Genomic DNA, 15,995 nt, shown 5'->3' with positions numbered 1-15,995 from the left:
GCGGATGCGCCTGAAGCAGGTCGGCGAGCGCGTGCTCTCCTTCGCCGCGTACCTCGTGTTCGGTGTGGTCGCCGGTGCCATTGGCACCGTCGGCCACCGGGCACGGCTCGAGCTGTGGGGGGTTGACCTCTGGCTCGGCATCGGGGTCGCGTTGCTTGGAGTGCTCCTCGTCGCCGTCGGCCTGCGCATGTATCTCGAAGAACGCGCGTGGGTGCTCGCCTACGCAATTGGCGTCGTCGGCGCGGTCTTCATCTTGAGCATGTCCGGAGCCGAGCACTCAGTGCTCGTGCCGGCCAGTGCATCCGGATTCGGCGTCGGCGAAATCTGGACGTTCGGCTCGGCGATCGCCGCGTTCTCACCGGTGATTTGGCCGGATGTGCGGGGCGCCAAGCGCGAGGCCGCCGCCCGCAAGGGATAGGCTGGGAACAGCCCAATTCGAACCACACTCAAGGAGATTCGGTCGTGACGTACGTGATCGCGCTGCCCTGTGTCGATGTGAAGGACCGCGCCTGCGTGGATGAGTGTCCTGTCGACTGCATCTACGAGGGAGAACGCTCGCTGTACATCCACCCCGACGAATGCGTCGACTGTGGTGCGTGCGAGCCGGTCTGCCCCGTCGAAGCTATCTACTACGAAGACGACCTTCCCGAAGAATGGTCGGACTACTACCAGGCGAACGTCGACTTCTTCAACGAACTGGGTTCGCCCGGTGGCGCCGCGAAGCTCGGCCCGCAGTCGTTTGACGTGCCCCTGATCGAGGCCCTTCCGCCGCAGGCTGAGGCCTAAGCGTGGGCCTCGGCGCGCTGCCCGAGTACCCCTGGGATCGACTCGCGCCGTACCGCGCCACCGCGGCTGAGCGCGCCGCAGCAGCAGGCGTTGACGTCGTTGACCTCACGGTCGGCTCACCCGTCGACCCGACGCCTCAGCGCATCCGCGACGCCCTCGCCGAGGCGACGGATGCGCACGGCTACCCGACGAGCGCGGGCAGTGCTGCGGCACGGGATGCCGTCGCCGAGTGGTTCGCGCGCGATCGAGGCGTGCCCGGGCTCACCCGTGACGAGGTGCTGCTCACGGTGGGCTCGAAGGAGTTCGTCGCGACAGCCGCGTTCTTCCTGGGCCTCGGCGAGCAGGATGCTGTGGTGCAGCCGGAGGTCGCGTATCCCACCTACGAGATGGGCGCGGTCTTTGCCGGTGCACAACTCGTGCGCGCAGACGATCCCGCCCACTGGCCCGACAACACGAAGCTCGTCTGGCTCAACTCGCCGGGCAACCCGAACGGCCGAGTGCTCGATGCTGGTCAGCTGCGCGAGGCCGTGGCACGCGCCCGGGAACTCGGCGCCGTCATCATCAACGACGAGTGCTACGCCGAGCTCGGCTGGGATGCCTGGGCCGAGCGCCGCATCCCGTCGATTCTCGATCCCGCGGTCGTCGGCGTCGATCGCACAGGCGTGCTCGCCTGCTCGTCGCTCTCGAAGCGATCCAACCTTGCCGGCTACCGCGCCGCCTACGTCGCCGGCGACGCGGCGATGCTTGCACGGCTGCTCGTCGGTCGCAAGCACGCCGGGCTCATGGTGCCGACACCGGTGCAGCACGCACTTGTGGCCGCGCTCGGCGACGAGGCGGATGCGCGCGAGCAGTCCCTGCGTTATCGGCACCGTCGCGAGGCACTGCGGCCGGCGGTGGAGGCGGCGGGCCTGCGCATCGACGATTCCGAGGCCGGTCTCTACCTCTGGGCGACCCGCGGCGAGGATTGCTGGCGTACTGTCGAGTGGTTCGCGCAGCTCGGCATCGTGATCGGCCCAGGCGAGTTCTACGGCGACGCCGGACGCCAGCACGTGCGCCTCACGCTGACGGCGTCAGACGAGGCCATCGCCGAGGCCGTTCGGCGCCTTGCCCACTCATCGTTGTAGTGAACGTCAATCACTTCCGGGCACTTGTTGTGCAACCCGTGAACACGGTGTCCGGGCGAGTAGGCTAGACGAGGCGCTGCCCGTTACGAGCGGCTTGTGCCACCTTGCCCCACCTATCCAGGAGGTTTTGTGAGCGAGCAGAACGCGAACCAGGATGCACCGAAGAACGTTGCAACCCTGAACTACCCCGGTGGCACCGCCGAGTTCCCAATCCTTGAAGCAACCGAAGGCCGCGACGCGATTGATGTGTCGACCTTCATGAAGCAGACCGGGTACACCGCCCTCGACTACGGCTTCGTCAACACGGCGTCGACGCAGTCGAACATCACCTACATTGACGGTGACAAGGGCATTTTGCGCTATCGCGGGTATCCCATCGAACAGCTGGCGAAGGGTTCGACCTTCCTCGAGGTCGCCTACCTGCTGATCTATGGCAACCTGCCGAGCGAAAGCGAATATCAGGACTTCGAGCAGCGCGTCACTCGCCACACGCTGCTTCACGAAGACCTCAAGATGCTCTTCGACGCGCTGCCGTTTAGCGCGCACCCGATGTCGGTGCTGTCGAGCGCCGTCGCGGCCCTCGCGACGTACTACGAGGACTCGCTGTCAGTGAAGGACCCCGAGGCGATCGAGATCAACACGATCCGCCTCCTCGCGAAGCTTCCTGTGATCGCGGCCTACGCGCACAAAAAGTCGGTCGGCCAGGCATTCATGTACCCCGACAACTCGCTCAGCTTTGTCGAGAACTTCCTCAAGCTCAACTTCGGCAACTACGCCGAGCCCTACGAGGTCAACCCGGTGCTGTCGCGCGCCCTCGACCGGCTGCTCATCCTGCACGCCGACCACGAGCAGAACGCGTCGACCTCGACTGTGCGCCTCGTCGGCTCGACCGAAGCGAACATCTACGCCTCGATTTCGGCCGGCATTTCGGCGCTCTACGGCCCCCTGCACGGTGGTGCGAACGAGGCCGTGCTGACGATGCTCGGCGAGATCCGTGACTCGGGCGACGGCGTCGCTCGCTTCGTGCAGCGAGTCAAAGACAAGGAAGACGGCGTGCGCCTCATGGGCTTCGGCCACCGGGTGTACAAGAGCTACGACCCGCGCGCGAAACTCGTCAAGGAGTCGGCCGACGAGGTGCTCGAGGCGCTCGGCGTCGCCGATCCGCTACTTGAGATTGCCATGGAACTCGAGCAGGTCGCCCTCAACGACAGCTACTTCCAGGACCGTCGCCTATACCCGAACGTCGACTTCTACACCGGCATTATCTATAAGGCGATGGGCTTCCCTACCCGGATGTTCACCCCGCTGTTCGCGATCGGTCGCCTGCCCGGGTGGATTGCCCAGTGGCGCGAGCAGAACCTCGACCCGAAGTCGAAGATCGGCCGCCCGCAGCAGCTCTACATCGGCGAGACCGAGCGCGAGTACCCGCAGGGCCGCGACTTCATCACGCGCTAAGCAGCGCACGTAACAACGGCGCCCGACTCCCGAAGGAGTGGGCGCCGTTTCTGCGTGTCGGGGCGCGCTGACCTAGTGCAGGGCCGCGTTGAGTTCGATGCCGGTACCGTCGCGCGAGACGACCTCGACGGCGCCCGAGAGCGAGTTGCGGCGGAACAGCAGATTGGGCGTGCCCGAGAGTTCGACGGCCTTCACTGTCGAACCGTCGCCGAGGCGCACCTTCGTGCCGGCCGTCACATAGAGGCCGGCCTCGACGATGCAGTCGTTACCAATCGAAATGCCGACGCCTGAGTTCGCGCCGAGGAGCGACCGCTCGCCAACGCGAACGCGCTGTGTGCCGCCGCCGGAAAGCGTGCCCATGATCGAAGCGCCGCCGCCGATGTCGCTGCCCTCACCGACGACGACGCCCTGCGAGATCCGGCCCTCAACCATCGAGGTGCCGAGCGTGCCGGCGTTGAAGTTGACGAAACCCTCATGCATGACGACGGTGCCGGGCGCGAGGTGGGCGCCGAGGCGCACGCGGCCGCCGTCGCCGATGCGCACGCCGTCGGGAATCACGTAGTCGAGCAGACGGGGGAACTTGTCGACGGCATAGACCTGGATGCCCTCGCGGCGCAGCAGCGCGCGGCGCGAGGCCACGAACTCGGGACTCGTCGGGCCGACGTTCGTCCAGGCATTTGTCGGCAGGTGGCCGAAGATGCCGTCAAGGTTGAGTTCGTTCGGCCGCACAAGCAGCAGCGAGAGCAGGTGCAGGCGCAGGTAGGCGTCCTGCGTCGAGGCGACGGGGGCGTCGAGGTCGATTTCGACGACGACGGGCGTCTGGCGCACGCCGCGGCGCGCATCGACGCGTGCGGCGTCCTCGAGCTCGCGGGGCGCGATCGACCGGTCGCGGCTTGAGGGGATGCTGCCGAGTTGCGGGGCGGGGAACCAACAGTCGAGCATCTGCCCGGCTTCTGTCAGGGTTGCCAGGCCGTCGGCCCAGGCAAGACGTGCGGGGGCGTTCGAAGAATCGGTCATGCCATTAAGCCTACCGAGGTCGCACACTCGCAACGCCTTAGACTGGTGCGCATGCCCGCACTGACGACGGATGGATCCCTTGACCTGACCGCAGATGTCGTGGATCTCACGCAGACGATCTGCGATATCCCTTCGGAATCGGGTCGCGAGGCGACGCTCGCCGACACGCTCGAAGAGGCGTTGCGCCGGCTGTCGCACCTCCGGGTGCTGCGCCATGGCAACACGGTCATTGCCCGCACCGAGCTCGGACGGGCGCAGCGCGTCGCGATCGCGGGGCACATCGACACCGTGCCGATCAACAAGAATCTGCCGACGTCGTTCACGACGTTGAGCGAAGGTGAAGCGGCCTCGGCTGTTCCCGCCGCTAAACCAGGGGAGTACCTCGTCGGGCGTGGCACAGTCGACATGAAGGCCGGCGTCGCGGTGCAGCTTAAACTCGCGGCCGAGCTGCGTGAGCCGATCGCTGACATCACCTGGCTCTGGTACGACAACGAAGAGGTCGCCTCCGACGCGAACGGCCTCGGCAAGCTCGCGGCGACCCACCCCGAGCTGTTCGAGGCCGACTTCGCGATTCTCGGCGAGCCCACGAGCGCGCGCGTCGAGGGCGGCTGCAATGGCTCAATTCGTGCCGAGGTCGTGACTCGCGGCCGTCGCGCCCACTCAGCGCGCTGGTGGGTGGGGCACAACGCGATCCACGACGCGTCCGAGGTGCTTCGCCGCCTTGCCGAGTACGAGCCAGACGACGTGCCCGTCGAGGGCCTCACGTTCCGCGAGGGGCTCAACGCCGTCAGCATCACCGGAGGCATTGCCGGCAACGTCATTCCCGACGAGTGCCGTGTGCACGTCAATTACCGCTTCGCACCCGACAAGTCGCTCGATGAGGCCGAGGCACGCCTGGCTGAGGTGTTCGACGGTTTCGAACTCGAGTGCCTCGACCGCTCGCCGGCCGCGCGCCCAGGCCTGGATGCGCCCCTCGCGCTCTCGTTCCTCGCGAGCGTCGGCGGTGAGCCCGTGGCCAAGCAGGGGTGGACCGACGTCGCCCGCTTCAGCGCGCTCGGGGTACCCGCCGTGAATTATGGGCCGGGCGACCCGCAGAAGGCCCACGCCGACGACGAGCGCGTGCTCGTCGACGAAATTCGCGCGGTCGAGGCCGGCCTGCGCTCGTGGCTCACCGGCGCGAATGCGGAGGTCGTTGCTTGAGCATCCGTGCTGCACTGCCGACCTTACCCGCGCGCTACGTGTCGCCGGCGGTCGATCGCCGCGACTTCGAGATCACGAGAATCCCCGCTACCGGCCCCATCCTCAACTGGTGGCGCGGCGTGCCCGCATGGCTCAAGGTCGTGCTCATCTACGTCGCCTCGCGCGTGGTGACGACTCTCGTGATGCTCATCTACGCAAGCAACCAGGAGGAGACCTGGCAGACACCGTCAAACCCTAGTTACTTCACCTTCGCGAATATCTGGGACGGCGAGTGGTACTCCTACATCGCCTTCTCCGGGTATCCGACCGAGCTGCCAGTGAACGAGCAGGGGCTCGTCACCGAGAACGCGTGGGCGTTCATGCCGGTCTATCCGTTCCTCGTGCGCGGTATCTCGATCATGACGACGCTGCCGTTCGAGGTCTGCGCAGTGCTCGTGTCAGCCGTTGCGGGCCTGGGCGTCGCCCTCGGCTTCTTCAAGTTGCTGCGCCGATTCGTGAGCCAGAACGTCGCGATCTTCGCGGTGACGCTGCTCTGCATCGGGCCCGTCTCGCCGCTGTTCCAGGTGGCCTACGCTGAGAGCCTCCACCTCTGGATGCTCGTGACGCTGCTCAACCTGCTGGTCGAGCGGCGCTGGCTGCTGATGCTGCCGCTCGTCGCGATCGCCTCGTTCACCCGCCCCACGGGACTCGCGTGGGCGTTCACGTTATTCCTCTATATCCTCTACCGCTACTGGAACCGCTACCGAGCGCGGGTGGAGCGCTTCGACCGCCGGGAACAACAGCGCGCGTGGTTGGCGGCGATCTTCTCGGGCATTATGGGGCTTGCGTGGCTCATCGTCGCCGCTGTCGCAACGGGGCGCTTCGACGCGTATCTTGAGACCGAATTTGCGTGGCGCCGGCACTACACCGGCGGGGTACACACGCCCCCGTTCACTGCCTGGTTCTTTGGCGCCGACTTCTGGTTCGGGCCGGTGGTTGGCGCGCTGCTCGTCCTCGCCATCGTCGCGGTCATGATCATCTGGTTTGGCTCACGCACACTGAGCCGCTTCGGCATTGAGATTCGGCTGTGGGGCATCGCCTACTTCAGCTACATCTTCGCCGTGTTCTTTCCACAGTCGTCGACGTTTCGGCTCCTATTCCTGCTGTTCCCGGCCGCCGCGCCGCTTGCCCTACCGCGATCTCCGCTCTATCGGGTACTCGTTTCGCTGGTCGCGTTCCTCTCGCAGGTACTCTGGCTGCACTGGATGTGGTTTGTCATCGGACGCGACTGGACCCCGCCGTAAACTGGCGAAATGGACCCCACCGCAACTCCCGCATCCACCGATACCGAGCGCTTTCGGGCCGCCCGCGACCTCCTCTTGCGCCACCGCACCGACGCGGCCGCCGCGCAGGCGGAGTTCGCCTGGCCCGAGGTGAGTGACGCCTTCAACTGGGCACACGACTGGTTCGATGTCATCGCCGACAATAACCACGACACCGCGCTTTGGATCGTCGAAGATGACGAATCTGAGGCGAAATACTCGTTCGACACGCTGCGGCGGCGCTCAAATCAGGTCGCGCGCTGGCTGCTCGAGCTCGGGGTGCGCCCGGGCGAAGCCGTCATGCTCATGCTGGCGAACCGGGTCGAGCTGTGGGAATCAATGCTCGCCGTGCTGAAGCTCGGTGCCGTCGTCATGCCGACCGCGGTCGTGCTCGCCTCGGGTGACCTTGAGGACCGTGTGCAGCGCGGCGAGGCGAAGTGGGTCATCACCGACGAAGCCGACGCCGAGAAGTTTGACTGGTTCGAGGGCGACATCAAGGTCATCGCGGTGCCCAAGGCGCGGGGGCCCGAGCGTGTCGCGATCGGCATCAGCAACGACGTTGACCTGAACCGAGAGCGGCACGACTATTCGGCCTCCGAGGGCGTTTCGGATGCGCCGATCGAGCGGGGCGCGGGCGGCGACGCTCCGGCGCTCGCCTACTTTACGTCGGGCACGACTTCGAAGCCGAAGATCGTGATTCACTCGCACCGCTCGTACCCGATCGGCCACCTCAGCACAATGTATTGGATCGGCGTGCAGCCGGGCGACACGCACATGGTCATCTCGTCGCCGGGCTGGGCGAAGCATGCGTGGAGCGCGTTCTTCGGGCCGTGGATCGCCGAGGCCGCGATCTACGTCGACAATTACGCGAAGTTTGACCCCGACCAGCTGCTGCAGCATCTCGAGCGCGCGGGCGTGAACACCTTCTGCGCGCCGCCGACCGTTTGGCGCATGCTCATCAAGCACGGCCAGACGCAGCGGCCCTCGGGGCTGCGCGAGGTCATCTCGGCGGGCGAGCCGCTGAATCCCGAGGTGATCGCGCGCATCCGCGAATGGTGGGGTCTCGAGATCCGCGACGGCTACGGCCAGACCGAGATGACCGCGGCGATCGGCAACCCGCCCGGCTCGGTGGTGGCACCGGGCTCGATGGGCAAGGCGCTGCCGGGCATCCGCGCCGTGCTCGTCGACCAGCACACCGACGAGCGCATCCCCGACGACCGGATGCGCGTCGAGGGCGAGGTGTGCATCGACTTGACCGACGGCGGGCCGATCTCGATCATGTCGGGCTATTTCGGTAACGACAAGGCGACCGAGGATCGGCGCCGCGGCGGTGTGTTCCACACTGGCGACGTCGCGCAGCGCGACGATGCCGGCCGGCTCACGTTCGTGGGCCGCACCGACGACATCTTCAAGTCGAGCGACTACAAGGTCTCCCCGTTCGAGGTCGAGTCGGCGCTGATCGAGCACGAGTTCGTGGCCGAGGCTGCGGTGGTCGGCGCGCCCGACGACACCCGCCTCAACATCACGAAGGCGTACATCCAGCTCGCCCCGGGCCGCGAGCCGAGCGCCGACGTCGCCTTCGCGATTCTCAAGCACGCGCGCGAGTCGCTGCCGCCGTTCCTTCGCGCCCGCCGCATCGAGTTCTATGAGCTGCCGAAGACCGCAAGTGGCAAGATCCGCCGCGTCGAATTGCGCGACCGCGAGCAGCAGTTTGCGCGCCGCAACGAGCGCATCCCGAACGAGTATCGGGAATCTGACTTCCCTGGCCTGAAGGGCTAGCGAGGCGGAAAACGGATGAGGGCGGGTGACAATTGCCACCCGCCCTCATGTATCAGCGGAATTACTTCGCGGCGTCGATGCGCTCGGCGACGTTCTTCCAGTTGACGATGTTCCAGAACGCCTTGACGTAGTCGGGCTTGACGTTGAGGTAGTCAAGGTAGAAGGCGTGCTCCCACATGTCGAGCATGAGCAGCGGGGTGACGCCGAACGGCACGTTGCCCTGCTGGTCGAAGAGCTGGAACGTCGAGACGTTGCCGGTTACGTTGTCGCGGCCGAGCACAGCCCAGCCCGAGCCCTGGATGCCGAGGGCAGCCGCGGTGAACTGCGCCTGGAACTTCTCGAGGCCACCGAACTCGGTGTCGAGCAGCTCCTTGGCCGAGCCAGCCGGCTCCTCGTAGTCGGGGGTGAGGTTGGTCCAGAAGATCGAGTGGTTGTTCACGCCGCCGGCGTTGAACGCGAGGTCCTTCTCGAGCTTGTTGATGTTCGCGAAGTCACCCTTGTCGCGGGCGTCAGCGAGCTGCTCGAGAGCGGTGTTCGCGCCCTTCACGTAGGTCGCGTGGTGCTTGTCGTGGTGCAGCTCCATGATCTTGCCCGAAATGTGGGGCTCGAGAGCGCTGTAGTCGTAAGGAAGGTCGGGAAGCGTGAACTCAGCCATTAGAAGGCATTTCCTTTCGTAGGGACGCGAAACACGATGTCGCGAGACAGAGTTAATCAACGGGTGTGCCGGATCAACTTCCTCGAGACTATCGCCTGCTTCTTGATGCAACCCGACCGGTCCGAAAATCATTCCCACGCATGGTTTATGACGCAAGTGAAGGCCATTCATCGGCGCCATTGCAGGGAAGTGGGATAATAGGAGTCGTCCCTACAACTACGGAAGGCAGAAGACTCATGGCTGCAATGAAGCCGCGCACTGGCGACGGACCAATGGAAGCGGTCCGCGAGGGCCGACTCATCATCGTACGGGTACCGCTGGAGGGTGGCGGCCGTTTGGTCGTGTCTGTCAACGACGACGAGGCGAAGGAGCTCGCCTCGGCACTGAGTGGCGCCGTCGAGAGCTAGGTTACTGACGAGAACGAGGGGCGCGCATCCAAGCGGATGCGCGCCCCTCGTTCGCGGTTCGGCTAGCGCCGGGCGGGGGTCGTGAGCTGCAGCACCCCACCGTCGAGGGGTAGCACCGAGCAAATGAGGTCGGGGTGGCGCCCGAACTCGCGAATCAGGGCGCGCAGGGAGTTCGTGACGGGGTCACGGCGCGCCGGGTCGGCGACGCGGCCCGAGTTGAGGGCGTTGAGGGCAAGGATGCTGCCGCCCGAGCGGATCACGCGCAGCGCGTGCTGCAGGTGTGCGGCGATGTGCTCGAGATCGTTCGCGATGAGCACGAGGTCATAGCTCGACTCGCTCATGCGGGGAAGTACTACGCGCGGGTCGCCGCTGATATTGCGGATCCAGGCCGGAGCGTGCCCCGCCTGGAGCAGTGAGCGCCGCTCCTGATCGAGCCGTTCGGCATCGTCGTCGATCGATGTGACGGTGGCCTCGGGGGCGCCGCGGTGAAACGCGCAACTCGCCTGCCCCGAAGTCGTGCCGATCTGCATGATCTGCGTCGCACTCGTTGCCGCCGCGAGAAAGGCGAGATGGCTGCCGAGAGTTGGGCTGAGTGCGGGGAGCCCCTCCGCCTGCGCATAGCGACGGGCCGCGAGCTGCGCCTTGGACTCGACTGATTGTTCGTCGAGATAGCGCCTTGCCAGTTCGAATTCGGCCATTGCACCAGGCTACCCTGAAGGGTATGGGCGGATTGACTTTCGAGAAACTTCTCGTGATCGCGGTCATCGCCATGTTCATTTTCGGCCCAGATCGATTGCCCGGCCTCGCCGAGGGCGCCGCGAAGCTCGTGAAGCGGGCGCGCCACTGGGTGGACGACACGAAGCAGCGCGTGTCTGACGAAATGGGCACGGACTTCACCGAGGAAGACTGGCGCAAGCTCGACCCACGCCAGTACGATCCTCGTCGCATCGTGCGCGATGCCTGGAACGACGCTGGGCCAACGGCGAGTTCTGGCGCGACGGCGGGCGCCGCGACGGCGGTCGCCGTCGGCACCGCGAGTACCGCGAGTGCCGCAACCGCCGACTCGGCTCCGAGTTGGGCGTCGTCGCTCGGCGCATCCGCGTCCGCTGAACACCTCGTGCCCGGCATGGCACCGTTCGACAACGAGGCGACGTAGCCGCGGCTTAGCTGGGCCGTAGGCCGAGCGAGCGCCCCGCGAGTCCGCGCGGTCGGATCGCGAGGGCCCGCGCCGCCGCCCGCAACGCGACAGCCGCTGGGTCGTCGGGATGCGCGAGCACGATCGGCGTGCCCGCGTCGCCGTCTGTGCGGAGCACCGTCGAGATCGGCACCTGCGTGAGCAGCGGGGCGTCGAGGCGCGACGCGACCTCCTGCCCGCCGCCGGCGCCGAAGAGGTCGAGTGTCTCGCCATCCGGCAGGGTGGCGGGGGAGAGCGTCTCGATGACGCCAATCACACGCTGGCCGGTCTTCGCGGCGAGCGCCCCAGAGCGCCACGCGACGTCGGCGGCGGCCGGTTGCGGCGTGGTAACCACGACGACTTCGCTGCCTGGCAACAGCTGTGAGAGCGAGATTGCGACATCGCCGGTGCCCGGTGGCAGGTCGAGCAAGAGCACATCAAGCTCGCCGAAGAAGACGTCGCGCAGAAATTGCTCGAGCGTGCGGTGGAGCATCGGCCCGCGCCAGGCGACGATCTCGTCGGGGTCGGGGAGGAACATCCCGATCGACACCGCCTTCACGCCGTGCGCGACGGGCGGCAGCATCAGCTCGCCGACCTGCGTGGGCTGCGTGCCGGACGCCATGCCGAGCAGGCCCGGAATCGAGAAGCCGTAGACATCGGCGTCGACGATGCCGACGGCGAGTCCGTCAGCTGCCATCGCGGCGCCGAGGTTCGCAGTGACGGTGGATTTGCCGACGCCACCCTTGCCGCTTGAGACTGCGATCACCCGCGTGAGCGAGTCCTTGCCGAACGGATGCGTCTTCGGCCGCGAGCCGCGCAGTCGCGCCGTCAGCGCATCCCGCTGCTCGCGGGTCATGACGCCGACGCTGAGGTCGTACGGGTCGGTGCCGATCGCGCGCTCGATGGCGGCCCGCACGTCGCGCTCGATTTGGGATGCGGCGGGGCAGCCGACGATCGTGAGGCGGAGGTCTATGTGGGCAGGTGCGCCGGACACGGCGGTGACGGCGCCGATCATGTCGAGCTCGGTAAGGGGTCGCCGCAGCTCAGGGTCGATGACGGTCGCGAGCTCGGCGAGGATCCTCGCTTCGCGCGACTCAGTCATGCTTCGTGGTGCCTTCCGGCCCTGACACGGGCAGCTCGTCGTCGCCGAGTTCCTCGATGTCTTCGAGCAGCGCACGAATCTCGGCACGGATGAAGTCCTTCGAGGCGAGCTCATTCACGAGCATCCGCAGCGCCACAACCTCGCGCGTGAGGTACTCGAGGTCGGCCGTGTTGCGTTCGGCGCGCTGGCGATCCTGCTCGATCTGCACGCGGTCGCGGTCGTCCTGCCGGTTCTGTGCGAGCAGCAGCATCGGTGCGGCGTAGGACGCTTGGAGCGAGAGCGCCAGCGTGAGGGCGATGAAGCCGAGCTCCGCCGAATCGAATCGCCAGGCCTCAGGCGCAAGTGAGTTCCAGGCGATCCACACCGCGACGAACACCGTGAGGATGATGAGGAACGCCGGGGTGCCCATGCCGCGCGCGACCGATTCCATGACGCGACCGACGAAGTCGCCCTTCGGCTGTTCGCGCTGGTCGGCACGGTCGCGCGACTTCGAGCGAGAGCCGTTCGTCTTCGGTGCCTTGGCCGTCTTGGGCACGCTCAAGAGGTCATCGTTGCGATCGATTTCAGCCACGGTCACCTCCTGGCGGACGCCCGGTGCCTGCGGTGCGCTGACGCACCTCGGTGGCGACGGGAGTCGGGTTCGGTTGCTTGGGCAGCGAGATCGCGGCCGTGACGGGGCCGAGGTTCTTCGTGTTGTCGTCGGCCGCGGCCGTGGCGCGCCAGTCGTCGGGGAGGATGTGGTCGAGCACGTCGTCGACCGTGATGACGCCGACGAGGCGGTCGTCATCGTCGACCACGGGCAGTGCCACAAGGTCGTACCGCGCGAGGGAACGCACGACGTCGATGTCCCGGGTTGAGGTATGCGCGGGCTCGACTCGGTTGTCGAGAATCGACCCGACGCGTTCGTGGGGCGGGTAGCGCAGGAGCCGCTGGAAGTGCACGAGGCCGAGGTATCGCCCCGTGGGTGGTTCGTATGGCGAGGCGGTCACGAACACCGCGGTGGCGAGCGCGGGCGCGATTTCGCTGCGGCGAATGAGCACGAGCGCCTCGGCGATCGTCGTGTCGGCCGAAACGATGATCGGGTCGGTCGTCATGAGGCCACCGGCCGTGTTTGGCTCGAACTCGAGCAGCATGCGCACGTCTTCGGCTTCCTCGGGCTCCATGAGCTCGAGGAGGGCCGCCGACTTGGCTGCGTCGAGGCGGCCGATCAGGTCGGCCGCGTCGTCCGGCTGCATCTGGTCGAGCACGTCTGCGGCGCGCTCCTGGTCGAAGTGTTCGATGATGACGAGCTGGTCGTCCTCGTGCATCTCCTCGAGCACATCCGCGAGCCGCTCATCCGGCATTTCCTCGACGACGGCGAGGCGACGTCCCTCGGGTAGTTCGAGCAGCGCATCCGCGAGGTCGCTCGGCTCCATCTCGGAGTGCGCGGTGAGGAACTGGGTGGCCTGGGGCTCGTCGCCGGGTTCGATGTCGAGCTCGATCTCGTCCCAGTCGGCGTAGCGGGTGGGCGCCTTGCCGAAGGTGAATTTCGACGTGCGGGGCAGGCGCAGATAGAGCTGGCCGATCGACCATTCGCCTGCGTCGTCCTCCTCAATCGCGACATCCTCGATAGTCGCGCGCACCTTCTTGTCGCGCAGCACGCCGGTGCGGTCGAGAATGTCAGAGAGCACGCGAACCTCTTCGCCGCGCTGCTCGAAGGTGCGGGTGTCGACCTCTTCCCACTCGACGATGAGCTGCGCCGAGCCGATCGCGGTGACGAGTTGCATCGGCACGAAGACGAGTCGGCGCGTGCCGCTGGCCTCGACAAGTAGGCCGTTGACGTGGGGCGCGTGTCCGGAGCGGTAATTTACGATCACATCTCGCAGGCGCCCCACCCGATCACCGTCGGGATCGAATACCGGGGTGTTGGCGAGGCGCGCGACAAAAACCTTTGAAGCACTCACTCAACCAATGCTAGTGGTGTCTCAGAATCTTCTCCTGATCTGGCGGGATAATCTCGGTATGACATCTCCCGGTCCTGCTCTGAACTCGCAATTCCCGACCCTGCCGCAAGGCCGCACGGTTGGGTCCTACCAAACGTATGAGGCGGCGAAGCACGCAGTCGACGTGTTGATCGCGAACGAGGGCTTCTCGGCGCAGTCGATCTCGATTATCGGTAGCGACCTCAGATCGGTCGAGCGTGTGACCGGGCGCATGAGCATCGGGCGGACGGCGCTCAACGGCGTCATGACCGGCGTGATGATCGGCCTGTTTATGTCGCTCATGTGGATGATCGTCAATCCGATCACGAACTTGATCGTGCTCGTCGGCATCTTCCTGCTGTCCATCGCGTTTGGCGTGATCTGGTCGCTCATCGTCTACGCGATGACGCCGAACAAGCGCGAATTCACCTCGATGATGCAGCTCACGGCGGGACGCTTCGACATCATCGTGCCGAACGAGCTCGCGAACGACGCCACGAGCATCCTCCGCGGCGGCTACGCGGAGGGGCAACGGGTGGCGGCGCAGCAGGGCCAGGGGCAGGCGTGGCCTGGCGCCCAGCAGCAGTGGCCTGGTCAGGCGACGCGGCCCGGCGCATCCGCTCAAGTCGGTCACCCGGGCCAGCCTGGCCCGTCGCCGGAGGCGAGTGAGCCCGAGTCGGCCGGTGAGGATGCGCCGAAGCCAGCGGCGCCCGCCGGGCCACCGAAGACGTACGGCGAGATGCAGGATGAGCTGCGGCGCAAGCAGGAGCGCGGCGAGGCGTAGGGCGACCGGGACCCTGAGAGACGCGGCACGGAGCGGACTCCGTGCCGCGTTTTTCTTTTGCCATGGAAGTACTTGACGTGACGTAGTACGCGTGACAAAGTAACTACCACGTCAGACATAGGAGCAAGAGATGATCAGCGCAGAAGTCATTCGCGGTTACGTCGACGTGCTTGTGCTCGAGTCGCTGCTCGACGAGCCGTCGTACGGCTACGCAATCTCGAAGCGCATCGGGCAACTGGCGCAGGGCGAGTACGAGCTCAAAGAAACCACGCTCTACTCCGCGCTGCGTCGCCTGGAAAAGTCCGGGGCAATCGCCTCGTTCAAAGGTTCCGAAACCCACGGGCGCGCCCGCACCTACTACCGACTCACCGACGCGGGGCGCGCGAGCTACCGCGACAAGGTCGAGGAGTGGTACCGCACCGTCGACCTCATCCGCCGCTTTATTCGTGACATTCCCGAATCAACCGCATCCAGCCAGCAACAGGGGGCATAGCCATGGACGCCATCATCACCTACCTCGAGCACATGTTTCGCGGACTGCCGCGGACTCCGGATGTGCTGCGTGCGCGCGGCGAACTCGAGCAGATGAGCCTCGACCGCTACCAAGAACTCCTCGCCGAGGGGGTCAGCGAGAACGAGGCCGTCGGCCGCGTCATCACGCAGTTTGGCAACCTCGATGAGCTCGCCGATGACCTCGGCATTCGCGCCCACCTCGAAGGCTCGGCAGAGGCCGACAGTGTCGTCTACGTCAGCCGCGAGGAGGGCGAGGCGCTGATCCGCAACCGGGGCCGCATGGCGTGGTTCATCGCGGGCGGGCTCGCCGTCATTATGGCCGGCCTCAGCGTGAACGTCTTGCTGAGCGTCAACGAGTCGGGGATCGCGCGGTTTGGGTTTTCGTGGGCGTGGCGCTCGGCGTTGGCCTGATTCTGCAGGCGTCGATGCGCCGAAGCGCGCTCGACCGACTGCTTGGGCAGGGTGACTTCTCGCTCGTGTCTGAGGAGCAGGAGAAGTCGAACTCGATGATCTCGCGCGTCGCCGGGCCCTACTGGCTGCTCATGGTCGCGGCTTTCCTCATCTGGAGCTTCGGCTGGAACGCCTGGCACATCTCGTGGATTCTCTGGCCGGTGGCGGGCATCCTGTTCGCGTTCATCGCGACCCTCATCCACTCGATCCGCAACACCAGCGACTCTCAAGCCGCCCAAGAGGGCAGTTGAGTGGTCAGTTTTTGTAGTTCTGGCGGTGCCAGAACT

The 15,995-nt window shown here is 66.2% G+C and carries 19 protein-coding genes; 13 read left to right on the top strand and 6 right to left on the bottom strand.

Going from position 1 to position 15,995, the window contains the following annotated elements; genetic code table 11:
• The first annotated feature begins 4 nt into the window (after positions 1-4).
• From QM019_RS05420 to QM019_RS05405, 4 genes are all read left to right on the top strand, one after another.
• Entirely contained in the window at positions 5-418 is a 414-nt protein-coding gene (locus QM019_RS05420; protein ID WP_282852178.1) for a hypothetical protein, read from the top strand.
• A gap of 44 nt (positions 419-462) precedes the next feature.
• On the top strand, positions 463-786 hold the full coding sequence (gene fdxA / locus QM019_RS05415) for a ferredoxin (protein ID WP_125106182.1): 324 nt from the start codon (positions 463-465) through the stop codon (positions 784-786).
• Positions 787-788: 2 nt separating this feature from the next.
• Positions 789-1,910, top strand: a complete 1,122-nt coding sequence (gene dapC / locus QM019_RS05410) for a succinyldiaminopimelate transaminase (RefSeq protein WP_282852177.1) — start codon at positions 789-791, stop codon at positions 1,908-1,910.
• A 129-nt stretch (positions 1,911-2,039) separates the two neighbouring features.
• The gene (locus tag QM019_RS05405) at positions 2,040-3,365 is read left to right on the top strand and encodes a citrate synthase (RefSeq protein ID WP_282852176.1); all 1,326 of its coding nucleotides are present in this window, start codon (positions 2,040-2,042) and stop codon (positions 3,363-3,365) included.
• A 72-nt stretch (positions 3,366-3,437) separates the two neighbouring features.
• Here the strand turns inward: QM019_RS05405 and dapD are convergent, their stop codons facing one another.
• Entirely contained in the window at positions 3,438-4,382 is a 945-nt protein-coding gene (gene dapD / locus QM019_RS05400) for a 2,3,4,5-tetrahydropyridine-2,6-dicarboxylate N-succinyltransferase (protein WP_282852175.1), read from the bottom strand.
• Positions 4,383-4,433: 51 nt separating this feature from the next.
• On the opposite strand from dapD, the gene dapE reads away from it, so the two are divergent.
• Genes dapE through QM019_RS05385 form a run of 3 tightly spaced genes read left to right on the top strand, consistent with a single transcriptional unit; the run spans position 4,434 to position 8,662 of the window.
• The gene (gene dapE / locus QM019_RS05395) at positions 4,434-5,582 is read left to right on the top strand and encodes a succinyl-diaminopimelate desuccinylase (RefSeq protein ID WP_125106178.1); all 1,149 of its coding nucleotides are present in this window, start codon (positions 4,434-4,436) and stop codon (positions 5,580-5,582) included.
• Positions 5,579-6,865: a hypothetical protein gene (locus QM019_RS05390; protein ID WP_282852174.1), complete on the top strand. Its 1,287-nt coding sequence runs from the start codon at positions 5,579-5,581 to the stop codon at positions 6,863-6,865. The genes dapE and QM019_RS05390 overlap by 4 nt, the downstream gene beginning before the upstream one ends.
• Positions 6,866-6,874: 9 nt before the next feature.
• The gene (locus tag QM019_RS05385) at positions 6,875-8,662 is read left to right on the top strand and encodes an AMP-binding protein (protein WP_282828097.1); all 1,788 of its coding nucleotides are present in this window, start codon (positions 6,875-6,877) and stop codon (positions 8,660-8,662) included.
• Positions 8,663-8,723: 61 nt separating this feature from the next.
• Here the strand turns inward: QM019_RS05385 and QM019_RS05380 are convergent, their stop codons facing one another.
• Positions 8,724-9,317 (bottom strand): superoxide dismutase, encoded by a 594-nt coding sequence (locus QM019_RS05380; protein WP_125106175.1) that lies wholly within the window; start codon positions 9,315-9,317, stop codon positions 8,724-8,726.
• Between the two features lie 236 nt (positions 9,318-9,553).
• Here QM019_RS05380 and QM019_RS05375 point away from each other — a divergent pair, with 236 nt between their 5' ends.
• The gene (locus tag QM019_RS05375; protein ID WP_125106174.1) at positions 9,554-9,724 is read left to right on the top strand and encodes a DUF3117 domain-containing protein; all 171 of its coding nucleotides are present in this window, start codon (positions 9,554-9,556) and stop codon (positions 9,722-9,724) included.
• A gap of 62 nt (positions 9,725-9,786) precedes the next feature.
• On the opposite strand, the gene QM019_RS05370 is transcribed toward QM019_RS05375, so the two are convergent.
• A complete protein-coding gene (locus QM019_RS05370; protein WP_282828094.1) occupies positions 9,787-10,422 on the bottom strand; it encodes an O-methyltransferase in 636 nt (211 codons plus the stop codon).
• Between the two features lie 23 nt (positions 10,423-10,445).
• Here QM019_RS05370 and QM019_RS05365 point away from each other — a divergent pair, with 23 nt between their 5' ends.
• Complete coding sequence (locus QM019_RS05365) at positions 10,446-10,880, top strand: twin-arginine translocase TatA/TatE family subunit (protein WP_282852173.1); 435 nt, start codon at positions 10,446-10,448, stop codon at positions 10,878-10,880.
• A gap of 7 nt (positions 10,881-10,887) precedes the next feature.
• On the opposite strand, the gene QM019_RS05360 is transcribed toward QM019_RS05365, so the two are convergent.
• Genes QM019_RS05360 through QM019_RS05350 form a run of 3 tightly spaced genes read right to left on the bottom strand, consistent with a single transcriptional unit; the run spans position 10,888 to position 13,943 of the window.
• Positions 10,888-12,000 carry a P-loop NTPase gene (locus QM019_RS05360; protein ID WP_282852172.1) on the bottom strand — a complete coding sequence of 371 codons (1,113 nt, stop codon included), beginning with the start codon at positions 11,998-12,000 and terminating at the stop codon, positions 10,888-10,890.
• Complete coding sequence (locus QM019_RS05355; protein WP_282828088.1) at positions 11,993-12,571, bottom strand: DUF1003 domain-containing protein; 579 nt, start codon at positions 12,569-12,571, stop codon at positions 11,993-11,995. The genes QM019_RS05360 and QM019_RS05355 overlap by 8 nt, the downstream gene beginning before the upstream one ends.
• The gene (locus tag QM019_RS05350; protein WP_282852171.1) at positions 12,564-13,943 is read right to left on the bottom strand and encodes a magnesium transporter MgtE N-terminal domain-containing protein; all 1,380 of its coding nucleotides are present in this window, start codon (positions 13,941-13,943) and stop codon (positions 12,564-12,566) included. The genes QM019_RS05355 and QM019_RS05350 overlap by 8 nt, the downstream gene beginning before the upstream one ends.
• 58 nt (positions 13,944-14,001) lie before the next feature.
• Between QM019_RS05350 and QM019_RS05345 the strand changes: the two genes are divergently transcribed.
• The 4 genes from QM019_RS05345 to QM019_RS05330 all read left to right on the top strand — a co-directional run bounded on the left by QM019_RS05345 (position 14,002) and on the right by QM019_RS05330 (position 15,959).
• Positions 14,002-14,745: a YflT domain-containing protein gene (locus tag QM019_RS05345; RefSeq protein ID WP_282828084.1), complete on the top strand. Its 744-nt coding sequence runs from the start codon at positions 14,002-14,004 to the stop codon at positions 14,743-14,745.
• 130 nt (positions 14,746-14,875) lie between these two features.
• Positions 14,876-15,238, top strand: a complete 363-nt coding sequence (locus tag QM019_RS05340; RefSeq protein WP_282852170.1) for a PadR family transcriptional regulator — start codon at positions 14,876-14,878, stop codon at positions 15,236-15,238.
• A gap of 2 nt (positions 15,239-15,240) precedes the next feature.
• A complete protein-coding gene (locus QM019_RS05335; protein WP_282852169.1) occupies positions 15,241-15,669 on the top strand; it encodes a permease prefix domain 1-containing protein in 429 nt (142 codons plus the stop codon).
• Entirely contained in the window at positions 15,648-15,959 is a 312-nt protein-coding gene (locus QM019_RS05330) for a hypothetical protein (protein ID WP_282852168.1), read from the top strand. The genes QM019_RS05335 and QM019_RS05330 overlap by 22 nt, the downstream gene beginning before the upstream one ends.
• Positions 15,960-15,995: the final 36 nt, after the last annotated feature.

The organism is Gulosibacter sediminis (assembly GCF_030011715.1).
Taxonomy (GTDB): domain Bacteria; phylum Actinomycetota; class Actinomycetes; order Actinomycetales; family Microbacteriaceae; genus Gulosibacter; species Gulosibacter sediminis.
This window is presented reverse-complemented; position numbering and strand designations above follow the sequence as displayed.

Excerpts from the sequence above, each read along its gene's own strand:
- QM019_RS05420 (WP_282852178.1), top strand. The coding sequence starts at position 5 with ATGCGCCTGAAGCAGGTCGGCGAGCGCGTGCTCTCCTTCGCCGCGTAC.
- dapD (WP_282852175.1), bottom strand. The coding sequence starts at position 4,382 with ATGACCGATTCTTCGAACGCCCCCGCACGTCTTGCCTGGGCCGACGGC.
- dapE (WP_125106178.1), top strand. The coding sequence starts at position 4,434 with ATGCCCGCACTGACGACGGATGGATCCCTTGACCTGACCGCAGATGTC.
- QM019_RS05385 (WP_282828097.1), top strand. The coding sequence starts at position 6,875 with ATGGACCCCACCGCAACTCCCGCATCCACCGATACCGAGCGCTTTCGG.
- QM019_RS05380 (WP_125106175.1), bottom strand. The coding sequence starts at position 9,317 with ATGGCTGAGTTCACGCTTCCCGACCTTCCTTACGACTACAGCGCTCTC.
- QM019_RS05375 (WP_125106174.1), top strand. The coding sequence starts at position 9,554 with ATGGCTGCAATGAAGCCGCGCACTGGCGACGGACCAATGGAAGCGGTC.
- QM019_RS05370 (WP_282828094.1), bottom strand. The coding sequence starts at position 10,422 with ATGGCCGAATTCGAACTGGCAAGGCGCTATCTCGACGAACAATCAGTC.
- QM019_RS05365 (WP_282852173.1), top strand. The coding sequence starts at position 10,446 with ATGGGCGGATTGACTTTCGAGAAACTTCTCGTGATCGCGGTCATCGCC.
- QM019_RS05360 (WP_282852172.1), bottom strand. The coding sequence starts at position 12,000 with ATGACTGAGTCGCGCGAAGCGAGGATCCTCGCCGAGCTCGCGACCGTC.
- QM019_RS05345 (WP_282828084.1), top strand. The coding sequence starts at position 14,002 with ATGACATCTCCCGGTCCTGCTCTGAACTCGCAATTCCCGACCCTGCCG.
- QM019_RS05340 (WP_282852170.1), top strand. The coding sequence starts at position 14,876 with ATGATCAGCGCAGAAGTCATTCGCGGTTACGTCGACGTGCTTGTGCTC.
- QM019_RS05335 (WP_282852169.1), top strand. The coding sequence starts at position 15,241 with ATGGACGCCATCATCACCTACCTCGAGCACATGTTTCGCGGACTGCCG.